14 protein-coding genes are annotated in these 19,450 nt (G+C 30.6%); all 14 read right to left on the minus strand.

Annotation, left to right across the window (positions count from 1 at the left end; genetic code table 11):
- The 14 genes from tssR to ACYEKI_RS14810 all read right to left on the minus strand — a co-directional run bounded on the left by tssR (window position 1) and on the right by ACYEKI_RS14810 (window position 19,448).
- Window positions 1–2,406 (minus strand): type VI secretion system protein TssR domain-containing protein, encoded by a 2,406-nt coding sequence (gene tssR / locus ACYEKI_RS14745; RefSeq protein WP_459211966.1) that lies wholly within the window; start codon window positions 2,404–2,406, stop codon window positions 1–3.
- A complete protein-coding gene (locus tag ACYEKI_RS14750) occupies window positions 2,403–3,344 on the minus strand; it encodes a PKD domain-containing protein (RefSeq protein WP_459211967.1) in 942 nt (313 codons plus the stop codon). Before ACYEKI_RS14750 ends, tssR begins: the two co-directional genes overlap by 4 nt.
- Before the next feature lie 6 nt (window positions 3,345–3,350).
- A complete protein-coding gene (tssO, locus tag ACYEKI_RS14755; RefSeq protein ID WP_459211968.1) occupies window positions 3,351–3,806 on the minus strand; it encodes a type VI secretion system TssO in 456 nt (151 codons plus the stop codon).
- Window positions 3,807–3,828: 22 nt separating this feature from the next.
- The gene (locus ACYEKI_RS14760) at window positions 3,829–4,329 is read right to left on the minus strand and encodes a hypothetical protein (RefSeq protein WP_459211969.1); all 501 of its coding nucleotides are present in this window, start codon (window positions 4,327–4,329) and stop codon (window positions 3,829–3,831) included.
- 10 nt (window positions 4,330–4,339) lie between these two features.
- Complete coding sequence (locus ACYEKI_RS14765) at window positions 4,340–5,491, minus strand: hypothetical protein (protein WP_459211970.1); 1,152 nt, start codon at window positions 5,489–5,491, stop codon at window positions 4,340–4,342.
- 157 nt (window positions 5,492–5,648) lie between these two features.
- Window positions 5,649–6,548 carry a TssN family type VI secretion system protein gene (locus ACYEKI_RS14770; protein ID WP_459211971.1) on the minus strand — a complete coding sequence of 300 codons (900 nt, stop codon included), beginning with the start codon at window positions 6,546–6,548 and terminating at the stop codon, window positions 5,649–5,651.
- Window positions 6,549–6,568: 20 nt separating this feature from the next.
- Entirely contained in the window at window positions 6,569–7,573 is a 1,005-nt protein-coding gene (locus tag ACYEKI_RS14775; protein WP_459211972.1) for a hypothetical protein, read from the minus strand.
- Window positions 7,574–7,575: 2 nt separating this feature from the next.
- Entirely contained in the window at window positions 7,576–10,014 is a 2,439-nt protein-coding gene (locus ACYEKI_RS14780) for an AAA family ATPase (RefSeq protein WP_459211973.1), read from the minus strand.
- Between the two features lie 11 nt (window positions 10,015–10,025).
- Window positions 10,026–11,756, minus strand: coding sequence for a type VI secretion system baseplate subunit TssF (locus ACYEKI_RS14785; RefSeq protein ID WP_459211974.1), 1,731 nt, complete (start codon window positions 11,754–11,756; stop codon window positions 10,026–10,028).
- A 47-nt stretch (window positions 11,757–11,803) separates the two neighbouring features.
- The gene (locus ACYEKI_RS14790) at window positions 11,804–12,232 is read right to left on the minus strand and encodes a GPW/gp25 family protein (RefSeq protein ID WP_459211975.1); all 429 of its coding nucleotides are present in this window, start codon (window positions 12,230–12,232) and stop codon (window positions 11,804–11,806) included.
- 152 nt (window positions 12,233–12,384) lie between these two features.
- Window positions 12,385–13,743: a DUF5458 family protein gene (locus ACYEKI_RS14795; RefSeq protein ID WP_459211976.1), complete on the minus strand. Its 1,359-nt coding sequence runs from the start codon at window positions 13,741–13,743 to the stop codon at window positions 12,385–12,387.
- A 42-nt stretch (window positions 13,744–13,785) separates the two neighbouring features.
- Window positions 13,786–14,235, minus strand: a complete 450-nt coding sequence (locus ACYEKI_RS14800) for a hypothetical protein (protein WP_459211977.1) — start codon at window positions 14,233–14,235, stop codon at window positions 13,786–13,788.
- A 303-nt stretch (window positions 14,236–14,538) separates the two neighbouring features.
- Window positions 14,539–18,201 carry an AAA family ATPase gene (locus ACYEKI_RS14805; RefSeq protein ID WP_459211978.1) on the minus strand — a complete coding sequence of 1,221 codons (3,663 nt, stop codon included), beginning with the start codon at window positions 18,199–18,201 and terminating at the stop codon, window positions 14,539–14,541.
- Window positions 18,202–18,239: 38 nt separating this feature from the next.
- Complete coding sequence (locus tag ACYEKI_RS14810) at window positions 18,240–19,448, minus strand: exonuclease SbcCD subunit D C-terminal domain-containing protein (RefSeq protein WP_459211979.1); 1,209 nt, start codon at window positions 19,446–19,448, stop codon at window positions 18,240–18,242.
- Window positions 19,449–19,450 lie beyond the last annotated feature (2 nt).

Raw genomic sequence — 19,450 nt, forward strand, 5'->3', positions numbered from 1 at the left:
CTATAAAATATCTTGGGTGCTTATGAAATAGTATTTTTCTCGACTTCCGTCTAAATAGATTTCGGTATTATCATCAACCAATTTTTCTTCTAATACTTCTATTTTTTTACGTAATGTTTTTATTACAATAGTAAATTCATCAAAAGATGATTTTACTCTGCGTTTTATATGTCTAATTTTTAATCTATGAAAAAGTTCATTCTGCACTGGTAAGCCTGTTTTTGCAAAAATTAATTCTGCAACAACTTCTCGCTTTCTCAAGCTTTTCTTCAGCATACTTTCATTGATCTTTTTAATATATGTTTTATACATTCTATAGACTACTCTTCGCTCTTTTCGTTTAAGGTTTTCTTTCGCAAAAAGCGGTATTAAAGCCTTATAATTGTCTATTAAATTTTCTAATTCTTTTTTATTAAGTAAGTATCCTGATCTTAAATCTGTATTGTCTGCTATACTCAACTGTTCGTCTTCATAATAACGTTCATACATAAAGTTCCTGGGCAAGAAATCAACTTTGTTATTGTATATAGAATCTTTAAGAATCATTGATGTAATCTGTTGTCCAGGTTTACTTCTTAAAAACCCTAATTCTGCAGCATAATGCTCTAATGATTTTATAAACGTATCGTTAAAAGCTATTGTTTTAGTAAGTACCGAATCTAATGTAGTATCAAAAGATGTAGGTAATAGACTTTTATTTATTTTAGGGAAAGCTATTCCTCCTTGATATGTACTGTGTTTGGGCGCATCATACACATAGATATTATCCTGTGCTGGAATATTAACAAACGTATTATTACTCTTGATCAAGTCATTATCTACTATATATGCTCTTATAAAATCGGCGTGTGATTTACCTACATTATTTAATATTGCCTTTGATTGTAAGATATATTCTTGATAAGTATCTGATGCTTTACTTTCTAATTGGTAAAAAATCAATCTAGAAGAGGTTTCTCCTAATTTATGTATTATTGGTGTTATATAGGATGGTGCATAATATTTTTTTGCTCCTGATACTAAGATTATTGTATTTGAAAAGCTTTTACTAGGAATACCTTCTAGTGCATAGTCAAAACATTGTGCAATTCCTTCTATATTACGCTTTTGTGTTTCTACAGTTTCATCTTCTAAAAAAACTTTTTGTAAATAATCAATCCAAGCCGAAAAGGATTCACTTTTGGGAAAGGTGTAAAATTTACCACAACCAAATGAACTTGCACTAAAGCTTATTTTATATCCTTTATATTTTTCACTTTCTGTAAGTGTCAACCATATACGCTGTAACGAAGTTAATATCATTAATTGTTTTCTTCTAATATCTTCACTACAATCAAATGCTAAATGGAAGTTAAGGACTTTATGCTCTTTTTTAATTCGTTCTATCTCTCGTATAAAAACATCTCCTCCATCGACATTTATCAATTTATTATCATAATGATTCCATACACTTAATGGAATTCCTATAGGAACTGTATCTTTTTCTTGTACTATTTGTGGATGATTTGCTTCTAAATTAAAGAGGTATTGTCCCTCTATAGCTCTAGTTTTTATGTATTTATTTTGAATACTATCTTCTGTAACAACTTGTATACTATCTGTATTATTTACTGCAAAAACCTGTTGTTGACCTATAGCTTTTACTAATGCACTAGGAACCCATCCTATTTTTTGTTTTAAAGAATCAAGTGGCATGATTTTCTTTGTATTAGAAACTAATGCTGCTGTCCTCTTTTCGTTATATTTATAAAGATACACGATCTGATTCATTAACATTTTTGAGCCTTGTTTTTCTTTAAACATAGGATCTTTATATATCGTTACCGAATCTTTTTTAACATGTTCTTTTATTTGATATAAGGTATTTAAATCTTGAATTCCTAAAACATATCTCTTAGGTCTATAGTTATACTCGCTAAGTTTAGGATGTCCAAAATGTAACAAATTATCTTTGTGTATCCATCCTACATACGGTACTGTTTTTGCATCAGAAAAAGTATATTTCCCACTAGATAAAAATGCAAATATTCCTTTAGGTTTCCCTATAATACTAGGATCTGCCTTTACTAATTCATAAAAATCATTTTCCTGATTAATAACATAATACGGTGATAAGAATTGTTGTTCTTCTCCTTTTTTTTGCGCATAAGCATCTAAATACACATTATTATGTGCCCTATCTGAATATACTTTATAAAACTCTTTATCTTTTTTTTGTCTTTTGTGAGGTTCATAGCTATCTAAAAAATTATATGTACTACGATCAACCTTATCTACCTTCTCATATTTCTTTACTTGTGCTTCTACTGTCGTAAAAAACAAAGCGTTTAATATAAATGCTGTTATAGTTATATAACATTTTTTTAACCCCAATATTCTATTATTATACTTTATATACGAAATCATTTATTTATAACGCTTTGTATTACTTCTATTCGTTTAAGACAGTTAAAAGTGTCTATAGCTACTTGATTTATCTCTAATGTCTTACTCCCTTTTCCTTCTAAGTAATGTAGTCCTTGACAGTAACTGTATAAATCATTATACCGATCTCCATTGACTACTACTACTACCTCATCTGCATCATTACAAGTATATCGTTGTTCTATATGCTTAAGGTTTCTGTAGTAAATCTTTTTTTCTTTGATTGTAGCATCTGCTATCGCTTGCAATCGCTTCTTGATATCATTCTGAGCAAGGGACAATGAATCTACTGGGTCAGAATCTGCTATGGCCTCAAACAAGGGTAAGATCTTTATATTATGATATACTGGATAGCGAGCTGTATTGGTTTTCAGCTTTACTATATAATCACCTGGTTCTTTATATACATAAACAACCTGACCTTCATAAGCATCTACTGTTCCTGTTTCTCCAAACTCCCAAAACCACGAGTCGACACCTGGTGCATATGAAGAAAACACTAACTCTTCTCCTACATACCCTACATCTATCCCATGTATCTTGGGTATAGAATCTATTGCTTTTTTTTGTGGTAAGGATATAATTTCTATATATTTTGAAACCTTATATTTATCATCAACCTCAAGGGTTATCATATATTTCCCTTTTTCATCAAAAGCATATTTAGCTTCTTTGGGTCTCATTAAAGTATCTCCATTACCAAAATACCATACAGTTTTTCTATCTCTAAACTCACTACTATCATTTACTACAAAAGCCAATTTCTCATTAATCTCGTAATGATAATTTAAATTTGAATCGTGTATATAGAAATCCAGATTGCTCATTTTACTCGCAAAAGGCATCCATATTGCAATCGCAGCAGCTATTATAATTAATAAGATAAATAAGGCTATGACTATTTTTCTATCTAATCTCATCTGTTTTTAAATATTTGCTTTACACTCATTGAGATTATCTACTATCACTTTCTTATTTCTAAGCAAAGAACTGTGCTCTTCTCTGGTATTAAAATAGATCTGAAGAATATTTGCCGATTGAATTCCGAACATATATTTTGAATTCATCTTATTATCCTTATAAACCGATCTTATGCCGAATATCTTTTTATTAATTTCGTCTTGCTTTTGAACTTGATGAATATCAAATTCCATGGCAGTAATCTCTTCATGAATTTCTTTAATTTTTACTGCATAATCTTTTTGTTTATCAATAATCACCTCATAGTCTTGAATAGCGTCTAACAATTCATTATTATCAACTACCGGGATTTTTAACATAAACTTGGTCTGTATGATATAAATCAAGATTACAGAAAGGGTAAACAGGAGTACATATTTAATCTTTCGCCAAAAAACTTCACTTAAATTGTCTAATTTCATGGGAGTAATGGATTGGTATTTGCTATTTTTTTGTTTTTAATTCTATCGCTCTATACTTTTCTCTACATTTCTCTAGTAGCTCTTTATTGTATAGATATTCTTCTGCTTCGTTTTCGTAATTATCGACCGTAGTTTGAATTTCTTTTATTTGAGCTAATAGTTCTTTATACAATTGAAACTGCTCTGCATCAATAAGTTCTTCGGTAATAATAATTTTAGTTTCTATATCTCTTCTTAGATTAGAAATCAACCCTTGAAACTGTTTGTGTTCGTTAAGCGTACGTTTTTTATTTTTTAACTGATATAACATTTTTATAATGTTATCCATATCAAAAGTTATCGCTGCTTGCTTTTCAAAAACCTCGTTATATTCTGCATGTTTTTTTTCTAAAACTTCGATTCCTTTTTTTCCTGTGTATAAGGAGACAAAACTACTCCAAAACACTACAAACAAACAGACTACAAAAACAATAACAAACTGTACAGTTGAGCGTTTTCTTTCTTTATAATTTAATGGTTTCATGAATTAAGCTTTAATCGATTATAGACCAAGATCTGCTCTTCTCTGGTTCTTTTATACTTATACTTTCTTCACTAATCACAATATTATCTTTACGCTGTCCTATATATTCTAAATCGCTTAAACGTTTCCATAAACGATCAATTATAGCTATAAAATAATCTACTGTATCTATCATTTTATTGATATCATTATGGTCGTATTGCAAACCAATTAAATCACCTAGAGTAGATTCAAAATCAGACGGTTTAACATCTATCCATTCATAATAATATTGCAATAACTTTTCTTTATCTACCTCTTCCATTATAGCTAAGGCTGTAGATAGATAATTAGCGAGTATAGATACTTTTTGAGCAATGTATATCGGTGGTTGTTCTTCGATCAATTGATTGAATTCAAACGTATGCTGACTCACAAAATCCATCACTTTATTTGTTAATGAAAATGTGTTGCGTACTAATGAATTGGTTTGATATTTTTCTTTATTCTTTTTCTGTATAATAATAGAATAATTGCGAAGGTTGATTAACACTTGTGCAATACGTTTACTAAACGCATGTAATGATTTATGATATCGTATTCTTGATACTGGCGGAATATATTTTTGATCTATAATAAAGCTTCCGTTCTTCCACTGAATTTTCCCAACTAATAAATAATATTTTTCAAAGAAATTGGTATTGAATTGATTTTCAGGAATAATATTCAAATTAATTTTAGGCAATACATATGGATGATGTAATGGTATTACTTCTGGATCTGGTTCTCCTATTGGCACTAATTCAAAAGGATTAACAGTAAGCATTAAATAAAATTCTAAATTACTATTTACATCTATATCTTTTGATTCTATTATAGCAGCTGGTAATTCTTCTCCATACATCATTGATGAAAACTCAATTCTACAACCTCCTGCTGTTACTGCATTACAATTTTGTAAACGTATTTCTAATCGTTCTTGGGTATGTGTATGTATTTCTAATTCTAGCGATGATGGTGCATTTTCTCTACTTTTTAATAAGCCATAATCATAGGTATGGATTTGAGCAGCTGTAGCTTCTCTTATATTTTCTACTGTATTAAAATAACTTTCTGTAAAATGGTCTTTAGTAATTTTAACCCCATCTGTCCAATTAATTGCATAATGATTTGTGTGTGCCATTCGTGTATTGTTTTGAGGGTTTGTTTGTTTTGATTTTATGATTCTTATTGATTAATTGTTCTGTACTTTATACTTTCTATATAATAGAATTATGCTTATACTTTTCTATTTACTATGCTGTTAGTTTTAACTTCTAATTTTGCTAAATCTTCCATAATCATCCTATAATTTGGTCAGTTCCTTCTTCTCCATTTTTTGATACTCTTCTCACATATAAAACTGCTTTGTTTTTTATTCGGTTAAAAATTACATCTTCTTCAAAATCGAGCATTCTTGTAAAAATTGGTATTGGTAACCATTTACTCGTATATAAGATCCATCCAAAACTTCCCTCTTCATCTTCTGTTTGAATAACATTATTAGGAAATCTAATGTTTTGGTCTTCTACAAATCGATTAAACCATTTTCCTAAGGTGACATCTTCGGGTAGCTTTACAGAAAATGATGCATATTGCTTAGATTCTGGCAAACGCTTGATTTTTACGGTTACTTGCATTAATCTAAAAGTGTCTACATTACTCCAGTACTCATCATCATTTACTTCTTTATCAATAATCCATAGCTTGTAAAATGGACTTGGAATTTGTAAAAACATACTGCGTGTAAACACGTAAAATGGAGGTACTAAGAACCATATTACAGTAAGCATAGCCCATATAGCATAGCCTAATTTATTAGCCCATGAGAATACCAAATAATATAACCACCCTGCTAATATTACTGTAATAAATAAGGCTAACATTATCAACCAAGGATGAGTGTCTTTAAGCCCTATAGATTTAAATGTTTTTGATTTTGAAAACCAATTAAACATCATCCCTAAGGTGATATAACATATAATATTAATGATTAATCCTCCCCAGACAAATTCGTATTTTAAAAAACCTAAAAGACTCGGTAAGGTTAATATAATGGCAGTTAGTAATACAAAAAAGATTAGCTTTCTTAATTTCAATACAGCAACCCCTTTTGACACATAGTTTAAAGCAAATGTTGCTACAACGATAATTATTGGTGCTAATAAGTATTTTAGAAAAAATGGTATTAGTGTGCTCATTTGTTTATCTATATAATTTTTTAAGCTATAGGTTCTAGAATATTGGTTTTACTTTTTTCTAGTGCTTCTATTGCTTCTTTAGTTTTATTATGTTTTATAGTTTTTCCACAAACAATCGTATCGTATCCTAAATAATTCATCCCCAAAGTCATTTCTTGACTAGAGATAAAACGATATTGAATCTTTATTTCTCGATAGGCCAAAACAAAGAACTCTAATATGCTTTGAATGATACGTTTATTTCTCTTTAACTCTTTATATGTCAATTGTTCTTCTAATAGAATTGTAGCATATATATCATCATATTCACTTACTACATTACCTTGAGTTCCTAGTGTATATCCTAAAATCCCTTCTCCTATTACTTTAAAAGGGCTCTTTTGTAATACACACGGTCTGTATTCTAACTTGATTGTTAATCCTATAATAGTTCTCAATAATTTCTCTAGCTCTGGTAAATTTTCTTTAAGAACTTCTGCATTACATAAGTTTAAGAACAGCTTATAAAATTGTGCTTTGGTAAGCGGAATCTCCTTATCTATGACATCCTTGGCTAGAGTAAACAAATTTTGTCTTGCATAAGCATCTGTAAAAATGTTGAGATGTCGATTACTAAGTTTTAATTTTTGTTCAAAAATTTGAGTATCAAATGGAATAAAGAAATGTATATTGGCTTCTTCTTTTCGTTTATTTTCTTTAATAGCTTCTACAACTTCTCTATTACTCATTGATGGATTACTAATCACAAGAGGGTGAAATAAAATCTCTGGTAATTGATGATAAATGCTATTACGACTTAAATGGATATAAATAGTATCTTGATGTAATTGCATACTCAAATAATCATAGTTGGTTGTATCTAACACATCTTTTGAATATGCTCTACTGTTCATTCCATGATTCTTAATCCATATCTGCTGATCCTCATAGTTTTCTCCTAAAATAAATTTTAGTTCTTCATAGAAAACTTCTGCTACATAGCCATTGATTTCACTCTTTTTTATGTCGTCTAAATAGCTTCCCATCTCTATAGCTTTTCCCAGATCAAACTTTCGTCTTTATAATCCACTAGTATACGATCTCCTGCTACAATACTTTCTGCTACTATCATTCTTGACACTGCTTTTTTAAGATATGTACGTATCACTCCTGCAATTGGTCTAGCTCCATATTTTTTTGAATATCCTTTACCTGATAGATATTTCAAAGCTTCATCTGATAGATTAATCTCAATATCTTTTTGTGTCTGCAATTGCTCTTTCAATCGTCTAAACTGTAATGTAAATATGAGTTGCGCTATCTGCTCATCTATTGGCGCAAATGGAACAACCTCTGTTAGTCTACCTAAAAACTCTGGTCTAAAATGATTACTCATCACTTCTATTAATTGATTTGAAGCTGGTATTTTTCCTTCATCAAACTGATCTGATATCCATTGGCTTCCTATATTTGAAGTAAAGATGATTATCGAATTAGAAAAGTCTCCTTCTCTTCCTAATTTATCATGAATTTGTCCTTCGTCCATAATCTGAAGAAACACATCATAAACAGAACTATGTGCCTTTTCTATCTCGTCAAATAATACTATTGCATATGGTTTTTGTCTAATTTTATTAACCAACATTCCTCCTTCTTCATATCCCACATATCCAGGAGGTGCTCCGTATAACAAAGCTGCTGAGTGTTCTTCTTTAAACTCTGACATATCAAATCGTATCATCGCATTTTCATCGTCAAAAAGAAGTTCTGCTAGTGATTTTGTCAATTCTGTTTTACCTGTACCTGTAGGTCCTAAAAAGAAAAATGATCCTATTGGTTGTTTAGGATTACTCAATCCACTTCGTGATTCAATAATAGCATCAGATAAGGTAGTAATTGCATGATTTTGTCCTTTAACACGTTCTTGCAAACGTTCTTCTATCATTAACAAACGTTCTTTTTCTTCGGCTTGAATCTTCCCTATCGGAATTCCTGTTAAATGTGCTACTAGTGCAGATACTTCGTGCGTTGTTATTTCTTTTATTGGTTCTTTGGCTATTACTGCAGCTTCTCGTAGGTATGCATTTAATTTTGTATCGAGTTCTTCTTCATTCTCTATTGCCAAAATCTCATAAGTATTCTTAATATTATTAAGTATTACTGGACTGATTCTATCTATTGCTAAACGGTATAAGAATTTTAATTCTGTAATTGTTTTATCCGTTTGTTTAGGTATAGCTTTTAATTGTTGTTGTAATGCCTCTATTTCTTTTTCGGCATTGGTATTACTCATTTTTACCGCAGCTAATGTTCTATCTAATAGATCAATTGCTCCATAGGGTAATTTATTTTCTTTAAAGTATCGTTTTGAATATTGTACTGCTTCGTCTATAGCTTTTTCTTCTATCTTTAATTGATAATATGCTGTAAGCTTGATTCTGTGATTTTCTAAACACTTTAATAACATTTCATGCTCTAACTCTTCTAATTCTATTAGTTCTAGCTTTCTATGTATAGCATGTTTTTCTATGATTTTACGATATGCATCTGGTGTTATCGTTGTAATCAAATTTATGCTTCCGTCATTTAATTGTGCTGAGATCAGGTTAGTTATCGTATTAGAGTTCCCTTGATTCCCTTCTAATAAAATTTCGATATTATCGATAATAAGAATACAATTATCTAACTTCTCTACTTTATCAAAAAGATCACTTAATTTCTTTGAAACCTCATTAACATTGGCACTATTAGCCAACAGTTTTGATGCATTAAGTCCTAATACTTGTTTTTCTGCTAGCATAGGATTTTTTGAAGCTGCAATATGTGTAATTAGTCCTTTTATGACTCCTGTTTTACCTACTCCAGAATCTCCTATGATAAGTATTCCTCTATTTTCTTGTCGTTCTAAACTTTCTAGAATACTACGAATTTCTTTATCTCTTCCTATAATAAGGTTTCCTTCATCTATATTTTTTTGAGTAATCAAACTACTACAATGCGATATAGATTCAATATATTCTGTACTTTCTTCTTCTGTTAAGCTTTTACTTGCATAAAGAGGCGAATCATATAAATTAAAAAACTCTTCTTCGGTAACTGTTAGTGTTTCTAATTGTTTATTACTATAGATTACTCCATTACGTAATATGGCTGTAAAAACACAAATCCCGTCAATATAATCTGTTCCTAATTTAAGTTTTGATCGTTCTGACTCTTCTAATACTTTTTCTACCTCATCATCTGGTATCATTTCTTTGGTATCATGCGATAGAGGTTCGTACATCTCTTTACGCATTTCAAACCACTCCTGAAGATAGTCTACATCTTTCCCCATACTCATCAATACATCACTTACTCCTGTAGGCTCATATAACACTCCCAAAGCAAGATGTGCCACACCATAAGAAGTATGTCCTGCTTGAGATGCTAATGATTTTGCTAGTCGTACTGCCGATAGTAAACTTGGACTAAAATTATTATCTATCATTATTTATTATATTATATTATATGAATACAGTATGGTGTATTATGTATTGATTTGTGTTCTAATTCTCGTTGTAAATAATGCTCTAACCGCTTCTTATTTTCACTAGTTAAATAGGTATCGTTATCCATTTCAATCTCAATATGAATGGTACGTATCAACCCTTGTTTTCTTTTATGCGAAATCGCTACTCCAGAGCTTATGGTTATCTTAGAGATAGTCTCTCCTATATTTTTTTTAATAAAAGCTTTGATATCTTCATTGGACACAATTCGATCTTTCGAAATTAATCCATATCTCAAGCTGTTTATTTTTTCTTTCTTTCCTGTTTTTATATTCCCTCCTACAGTATCTGTGAGTAGTTTTAAGCTATCTGCTTGTAATATCCCTGTTTGATATTGACTACATATTGTTCCTGATTTTATAGTATTTGCAAAAGTTCCTGTAGTTGTCCAATAATCACATTCATAAGTTTCTGATTCTTGATGTGGTATTGTTAATAAGTATAGCTTATCGCTACTTTCTGAAACATTTTTATATCTAAAATTCACTTTTTGCTCCAGTTCATTAAGTTTCTTATTAAGGTCTTCGAGGTAAGCATTTAGTAGATCATATCCTACAGCAGAGAACGAACTTCCTTCTTCTCTCACAGTTTGGATTACTTGATTTAGCACTGCTTTTGCATTTCTCTTATCAAATTGCTCAATGTCTCCAAAATATAAAGAGTATGATCCTGCCAAATCTGAAATATCATTTTCTAAAGCACTAGCATATTCGTTCCCCAAATTGTCTTTTAAGGATTCTATATTCAAGAAATATTCGGACTCATTGGCATGTAGCGAAACTATTTTACCATTTCTTTTGATTTGATGTTGTCGGTACTCTTTTTTCCTATTTACTATTGGGAACGTATTGAGATTAATCGCTACTTTATCAAGTTCTTCTTTGGTAAAAGGAACAGGAAATTTAAATGCTAACCAAAAAAGTGCTTTATCATAATCCTTTAATTCTTCGTTATTAAAAGTAGCTCCAAACTTCTGGATTATAGTTTGTTTTTTCTTTGTACTATTTTTTAAGTTAAGTGTATATAGGTTATCCTGATAAAAACGCATAACCGTCGCATAATAATGTTCTGGTCTAGATATTATTTCTTCTTGATCAAATTTTATTGCTACTTCATTATGTTCTATATCACATACTTTAAGCACTTTTAAATATGGTGTTAAGTTAGAATCTCTTAACAATACACTTACAGGTAATTCTTCTAGTGTTTCTAATATAGAATCGGCAATATCAATACCTATCCATATGGTTTGTTCTTCTATTCTATGCTCTCTTTTGCTAGAAATAAAAAAATCTGTATCTGTATCTAATACTAATTTTTCATCAAAGACTTTACAAGACACCCTTGCATCGATAAGCTTATGTTTTTTAATCGGAGTAAAAAACACATCTATGATTCCTTCTTGTGTGTGCTTTTGAAAATACAATTGTGTATGAGCATCAACTATTTCTATTTCTTCTAGAGGTCTCGCCTGTAATAATGCATGAGAAGGAATAGGTAAGGACCAGTTTTTATCTACAAGAATTTTTGCTAATCGTTCTAACAATTTAGCATCAGACAATTTAATTTCTTGGTGAATTTTGGACAATTCATAAGAAAAAACATCTAATAATAATTCTATGATAGGATCGACAAACTTATGGTCTTCTATACCCCATAACTCCATAGAACGCGTTTTCATGCGTTCTTTTATTTTTTTATAATGATTATCCACCATATCTCGGATTCTTATTGAGATAATGGACTCACATATACAGTAGTATTGAATTTAAAAACCTCTCCTGTATGTTCCATTATTCCTTTGACATCAATTATTGCTTTACGTCTTATGGCTGAGTAATGCTTAGAATCTACATCGGTATCTATCTCACTTAATGATACATTTACCTTGATATTTTTTAATCGTTTTTCATACTTAGTAATAGCTGTGAGTATCGATGTTTTTACACGTTCTTCCCACTCATATAATTTTACTAATTGATTAAATTCTAATTCCCATATATCAGAACCAAAATCGTGTCTTCCGGCTACTTCTCCATACCGACAAGTAATTTGCATCATGATGTATTGAGCAATGGATTCTTCTAGAGTACATTTCTGCCTTGGCTTACCTTTAAGCATATTAGAAAAGTCCAATGGCAATTTTAAGTAATTCATTTGCGCTATGATTTTGTAATTACCAAATATGATTATATCAAAATACTGCTATACTTTATAATATAGAGTATAGCTATAGTAGAGCACCCTTAAATTAAGGGTACTCTAATCATATTTTTACCTTATGGATTAGTGTTCCGGAATATTGTTAATTATTCTTGCTTGTATTCACTATGCCATACTGCATTTTCTGGTCCATCTCCTTTGTGACCATCTAATTGTATTACAAAACTTTTTGCAGGAAAATATGGTGTTATATGTATGTCTAATAAAACACGATCTTTTTGGTTTTTATCCTGTTCTATTTTCATTACTTTAAAACGTTCTATTAAGCTTGAAGGTCCTTGGATACTATCCAAAAACTTAACGATTTGACTTCTCAAATCTGCTTCAGTTCTTGTTGTCCAATTTTCAAAAGCTCTTCTGTTTAAGAAATCAAAAAGAACCTTAGTAATATGATCGAATACTCTTACTACAGAGTATGTTTGAAGTCCTAAATTATCTCCGTTAAATAAAGTCTTTGCAGAAAATGCCATTACTTTACTATACTCATTGACCATAGGTACTAATCCCATTTTTTCTAATTCTGAGATTTCGCTTTTCTTAAGATCAAAACGTACACTTTCTACTTCATTTATTCCACCGAATTTTTTACCAGCAACAACCTGAGACATTAATGTGCTGTAAATTTTACCTGCAAGTGCAGATGATGGTGGTACATATAGGTTTTCTTCTTCGCCTACAATATCATCTTTTGATCTACCTAATAACCAGTTACAAGTCATTAATGTATTTGATTTATATACATCTCCTCCTGTATGGTTTGCGTTAAAGAAAATATCTACTACATCATCTGGTGACTCTAAATCCTGAAAGTCAGTTACTAATATAGTTTTATTATCGTGTGCAATTTTTGACCATTTATCTAATACTGCATTTGAGCCTAAATATCCTGGAATATTTAAAATTCCGTAGTTATTTCTCAAGTCTAATCTATCAAAATTTTGTTTCAACTCATTTGAAACATAATCGATAAATAACGTATTATCTAAATCCTTTATCTGCTCAATATCAGCATTAAGGATAGTAATGTTTTTTACTTTATCAGACTCTGTATTTTTATAAAATAAGGCTACAGATCTATACGATCTTTCTAATTCTTCTGTAGCACTTAATGCTTTTCTTAAATTTACATTTAAGGTTTCTTCTGCTTTTTGAGAACGCTCTTTAGCTATATCACGCATTCCTTCTGCGTCCTTACCACTCTTTAATAATTCTAACCAAACATTAAGTCTGCTCGTAAGGTTTTTACGTTCAGTCTCCCATTGCTCGTCGTTTAAAAAGATATTACGTCTAGCTTTTCTCTTTGGATTAAGGTTTGAGAATCCATCTATTATATTTTCAACAAATGAGAATCCTCCGTATTCTGCCAATGCATCGACAGATGCTACTGCCTTTTTTGAAGTTTGTTTTTGCGTAGCAACTTGTTGTTCTTGAGCTTTTACCGCCATGATTTTTTTATGATTTAATGATGTAATGTAATTATTGAATTATTATGATTTTGCTCCTTCGATTTCTTTAACCGAATTTTCTAATAATTCTATAATAGCAGCTCTGGTATCTGGATTTTCTAACGCTTTTTTAAGTCCTCTATTCGATGTAAGTTGACGTATAATTTTAGCGTTTTGTTCTTTTTCAATATTAAGTTTGCTTAAAAACTCACTATTTTCTCTAATCGATTTTGATCCAAAATCTCCTAGATTCTTAAAAGCTAATGTTTCCTTAATATCTGTTCCATTTTCGTCTTGAAACTCTATGTTTACCTTAGGTTCAAATTTATCGAAAACTTCTTCTACAGTTTGTAGTCCTTTAACTCCTTCTGGACTTACTGGCGGTTCGTTCGTTAGTTTTTGAATCAACAAAGTTCTATTTGAAGGTATCTCAGCTATAGCTTCACTAGCATCAACTTTGACTTCATTACCCCCAATTCCGTAATTGTACATTGACATAGTTGTATATTGATTTTTATGATTAATTTGCTATTAAATTTACGGATTATTCAATGACTAGAACCCTATTTTTTTGAATTAATTATAAAAAAATTACAACAAGCTAAACTACAATTATTTATAAATAAGATTATTTAATTTTTCGCCACATTTTCCACACTTTTTTGGGGATTTTTCCCCCAATTTTTTCCACATCAAAAACAAACGCATCTTTTTACATATCAACAAATTACGCTTTAACCGTAATGATATTACTGTTTAATTTTACAGCTATAAAATCTACCATTTTTTTGAGCTTTATCGTATTCTTACTTCACTTACTCCATTATTCTTTTTGAGTACTTGAATTTGGGTTGGTATACGTTCTTTCAAGTTTTCTACATGAGAGATAATTCCTATCATTTTACCTTGCTCTTGTAATGTTTCTAATGTAGCAATTACAGTTTCTAATGTGTTTGTATCTAATGTTCCAAATCCTTCGTCAATAAACAACGATCCTATAGAAACATTATTACTTGATAAATCTGATAATCCTAATGCTAATGATAAACTGATTAAAAACTTTTCTCCACCACTACATGTATCTACTAATCTAGATTCATTTGCTTGATAATGGTCTATCAACATAAAATTAAGCTCTTCTCCTTTTTTATAAGTTTCATTCATCTGTAAAGAGTATCGCTTATTCAAATTAAATAAATGAAGATTCGCTAGATGAATTAAGTTTTGTAGCGTAAGTCGCTGCACATAAGTATTAAAAGCATCTTTTGACCCTCCTATTGTTTGTAGTAATCTAGTCCATTTTAAAACGTGTAGTTCTTGTTGTTTTATTTCTGCAACAACAGTTTCATTACGCTGTTTTATTTTTTGATCTAATTCAAACTTCTCTTTTATAGCTCCTACTTGTTTTAACATCTCATTCCTTCTCTCTGCAATAGTTTCATAAACTGCTTTAGCTTCTTCATGAGTTGTTTCAAATTTTCTAGCAGCTTCTTGTTTCTTTATATCACTTTCGCATTGTTCTTGTTGCGTCTTTAGCTTTAAGCTTTCATCTTCAAACTGTCTCTTTAAAATATTATATTCTTTTTCTAAAGTAACATCTAATAGATTAAACTTAAGCTTATCAATAGTCTCAAAAGAAGTTTGTTTCAGTTTTGAAGAAAGTTCAGTGGTTGCTTCAGTAACCTTATCCTTAAGAATTGTTCCTTCTTTTTGTAATCGTTCTTGAGTTTCTTTTTGAGCGGCTAATTCTTTTTGCGTTTCCTGTAATCTTAATTTACTTTTTTCAGCATTTATCTTGGTTTGTTCTATAACTGTTTGTAGCTCTTGTCTTTTTTGTACTGTAGTATATTCTTGTGGTAAAATTTCGTTTCGCTCTACGCTAAAGCGTTTTAAGCTTGTTATAAACTCTTGATCTTGTTCTTTATGTTGTGTATATATTTTAGTCTTTTCTATACGCTGTTGTTCTAGATTTTGAATAGCTAAATCTAGTTTTCCTCTATTATTTTCTAATTGAATAACTTGCTTCTCTTTTGTGCTATATGCAGTTACATTAGCTTGAAGATTATGAATAAACCTTGAAATATCATCTACTTGTTGTGGTATCTGTAATTGATATAAAGCTAATTCTTCTTGTAACTCATTTGTTTTGAGTTCTACTTGTTCTACCAGCTCATCCTTTTTCTCTTTACGTTCTTGAATCTCTGCTATAAACAATTCGCATTGCGTTTTAAGCTCTGTTATTTTTTGCTCTATCGCTACAACTTTTTCTTGCTCTTTGGCAAACAACGTTTGATTTCTCTCCTTGGTTGTAATCATCTGTTGAGTTTGATTAATCAACGTTGCTGTTTCTTGATACTTTGAAATTGTCTGAGTTACTATTTCTTGTAATTTGATTGTCTCATTAATAGTATATGTCAATTCTAATATGGCAAAACTAGTTTGTAACTCCTTTATTTTACTTTCTAATTCTAGTTGTTGTGCATTCTTATTTTTATAGCTTGTATCTAATGCTACTGCTGCTATTTCTTGTTTCTTTAATTCTTGTTCAAGCTGTTGAAGATGTTGTTGCCTAGTTTTAAACTCTTCTTCTGTTTTTGATACATTAAGATTATCATATTGTGATACATATGGATGTGTAGTTGACCCACATAACGGACAAGCTTCGTCTGCTACTAATTTCTTTCGTTCTTCTTCATAGTTCTTTACTGCTAATTCTAATTTCAAGATTTTTTCTGCATCATTGACTGCTACTACCGCTTTATCTATTTCACCTTTTAATGATTTTATGTGTTTACTTGTCGCTTCTAATCGTTCTAGTAAGGTTTTATTCTCTTTTGTTAAAGCTTCAAATTGCTTGTATGTTGTTACATATTCATCTGAAACTTGTACTGCTTGTTTATAAACTTCTTGTTCTTTCTGTAATTTTTGTTGCGATGCTAGCAATACTTCTAGATCATTGTCTTTTAATTTTTCATTTATTGCTGCTATATCCTGCTGCCTAACAGTAAGTAGTTCTCGTTCACTTTTTATTTGCTTTTCATGCTTTTGTAGTTGTGTTTGATACTTAAAAACTTCTGTATCTTTTTGCTTTATCAGTAATTCTTGTTCTTTAATCTGTAGAATCTGTTGTTTTCTTAACTGTAAAGCAGCATTCCAATTGCTAATTTCTTTTTCATATAATAATACAGTTTTATGATCTTCTAAGTATCGCTGTAATTCTTCTATGCTTTTTTGTTCAGACTCGTGCTGTTTTTGTTTTTCTTTTATAGTGTGTTCAAAAGCTATTTTCTCTTTTTCAACTGTAGTTAAAACAGTTTTTATTTCTTGCTGTTGTTGAACTATAGTTTTGATCTGCGTATCTAGTGCTGTAACCTTTTCTAATTTAGGCAACCATTGATTTTGAGTTGCTATAGCTACTTCATATTTTTTTTCTGTATCAACAGCTACAGTTTCAAATGTTTTATGATCGCTGTTAAGCTTATCTACAACTTGTTTTAAAACCCCATATTCTTTTCTGCGTTCTACAAGTTGTTCTTCTAATCGCTGTATGTCTTCAAGTGCTTTTTTATATGGCAAAGCTTCTTCATGACTTTCTAGCTTTTTTAATTCTTGATTATATTTTATTTTATTCTCTTGAAGTGTTTTTTGTTTTAGTATTAAAGTTTCTGCTTGTTGCTTTAACTGTTCTTCTTTAACATACCATTGTAAAATCTCTTCAAGTTTTTTTGTCTCTGGTGCTATTTGCTTTAATTGTTCGCTAAGCACTTCTTCTTCCTTCTTTAAGGCTTGAAAAGTGTCTACAGGAAGTAAATCTTCGGTATTGATTTTTGCTTTAATACCTTCAAGAATTTTATATTCTTCTCCTCTTCTATTTATAATAGCTTCTCCAATCTTCTTATAAATTTCTTCTCCTGTAATTTGCTCTAATAAGGTACCTTTTTCTTTTGCACTTGCCGATAAGAATGCTGCAAACTCTCCTTGTGCCAGCATTACAGAACGTAAAAACTGTTCGTATGAGAGCTGCGTGATTTCAATTATTTTTTGCTTAAACTCTTGTTTTTTTTCTGCTATGATTCTCGCTGTAGTAAGATTTTTTAATCTCACTTTTTCATCTGGAGTACTTAATGGCTTACCATTTTTTCCTATAATACGCATCGACCATTGCGCTTCAAATCGAGCTTCTTTATTTTCAAAAGTAACTCGGGCTAATGCTTCTCCTGCACCATAACTCACTACATCTCTTAATGTCGCTTTGATATTTGATTTTTGAAATCTAGGAACTTGATTGTATAATGCTATAGTAATAGCATCTAGAATCGTTGTTTTTCCTGCTCCAGTAGCTCCTGTAATTGCATATAAACCTACATCACAAAATTGTTCTCCTTCAAAATCTATCTCAATAGGTTTATCTGAAGTTAATGAATTGATATTTTGTAGCTCGATTTTTAAGATTTTCACGCCTGTCTTCCTTTAATTTATAGATTGATTCCTGACAATTACTGTTTTCTTGCAATTTGTAATGCTTCTTGAAAAGCATCTAATAATTCTCGATCTTTTTCTAAGTCAATTGCAGCTTCTTCACATCGTTTTTTAAAAACTTCTAGCGGTTCTAATTCCTTAATAGACTGAGACGTTTTTACCAATTGTTCTAATCCTTTTATAGATCGATCATTCTTGATCGTTATCTTTAATATTTTGACTTTGGCAGTTTCGGCTATTTGATGTATTTGATGATATCCTGTATTAATCACAGTTTCATCTTCTAGTATCACTTCTACCCATGGCGTAAGTGTTTCTTCTACATATTCTAGTTGTTGTAGTTTAAAAATACATTGCTCTACAGTACCTTTTATTCTTATTACTTTTCTAAAATTGGGTACTGTAATTTCGTCTATGGCTGTAACCTTTTTATCTGTTAACGTTATCGTGATTACTTTTTTATCATAATTAATTTCACTAAAGCTTAATACATTAGGAGAACCAGAATATCTTATATAGTCTTTACCACCTACTTTTTGTGGACGGTGCAAATGCCCTAAAGCTACATAATCAAATAACTCAGGAAAATCATCTGCTCCTATATGCCCTAAATTACCTACATAAATATTCAATTCACTATCAGACGTACTTCCGCCTACAGCAAAAAGATGTCCCATAGCGATTACTGGTGTTTCATCTGTTCTTATCGACTCGCAATGTTGTGCTACAGCGGTATAGTGATTTACTAATGCTGCTTTGTATCTATCGTTAATTTCATCAAATGATTCCCCAGCCACAGCTCTACGTATATCTTGATCTCTAAGGTATGGTACTGCTGCGATGATTACTTGTTCTCCATTAACTTCTAATTCAAATACTTCATCTTTAACATCCTCGGTTGCTTTTCCTACTACATGAATTGCTAGAGCCTCCAGTAATGCTTTGGGTGCATTAATGGTTCCTGGAGCATCGTGATTACCTCCTGTAATTACTACATGTTTACAGCTCGTTTCTCTAAGCTTTATTAAAAAATCGTAATACAATTTTTGACTTTGTGTAGCTGGTACTCCTGTATCATAAACATCCCCAGATAACAACACAATATCTATTTCTTCTTGTTTTATTGTATGAATCAACCATTCTAAAAACAAAGCTTGTTCTTCATGTTGGGATTGTTCATGTAATCGATGTCCTAAGTGCCAATCTGCAGTATGGAGAAGTTTCATGA

The sequence above is a fragment of the Aquimarina rhabdastrellae genome (assembly GCA_947387485.1).
Lineage (GTDB): Bacteria > Bacteroidota > Bacteroidia > Flavobacteriales > Flavobacteriaceae > Aquimarina.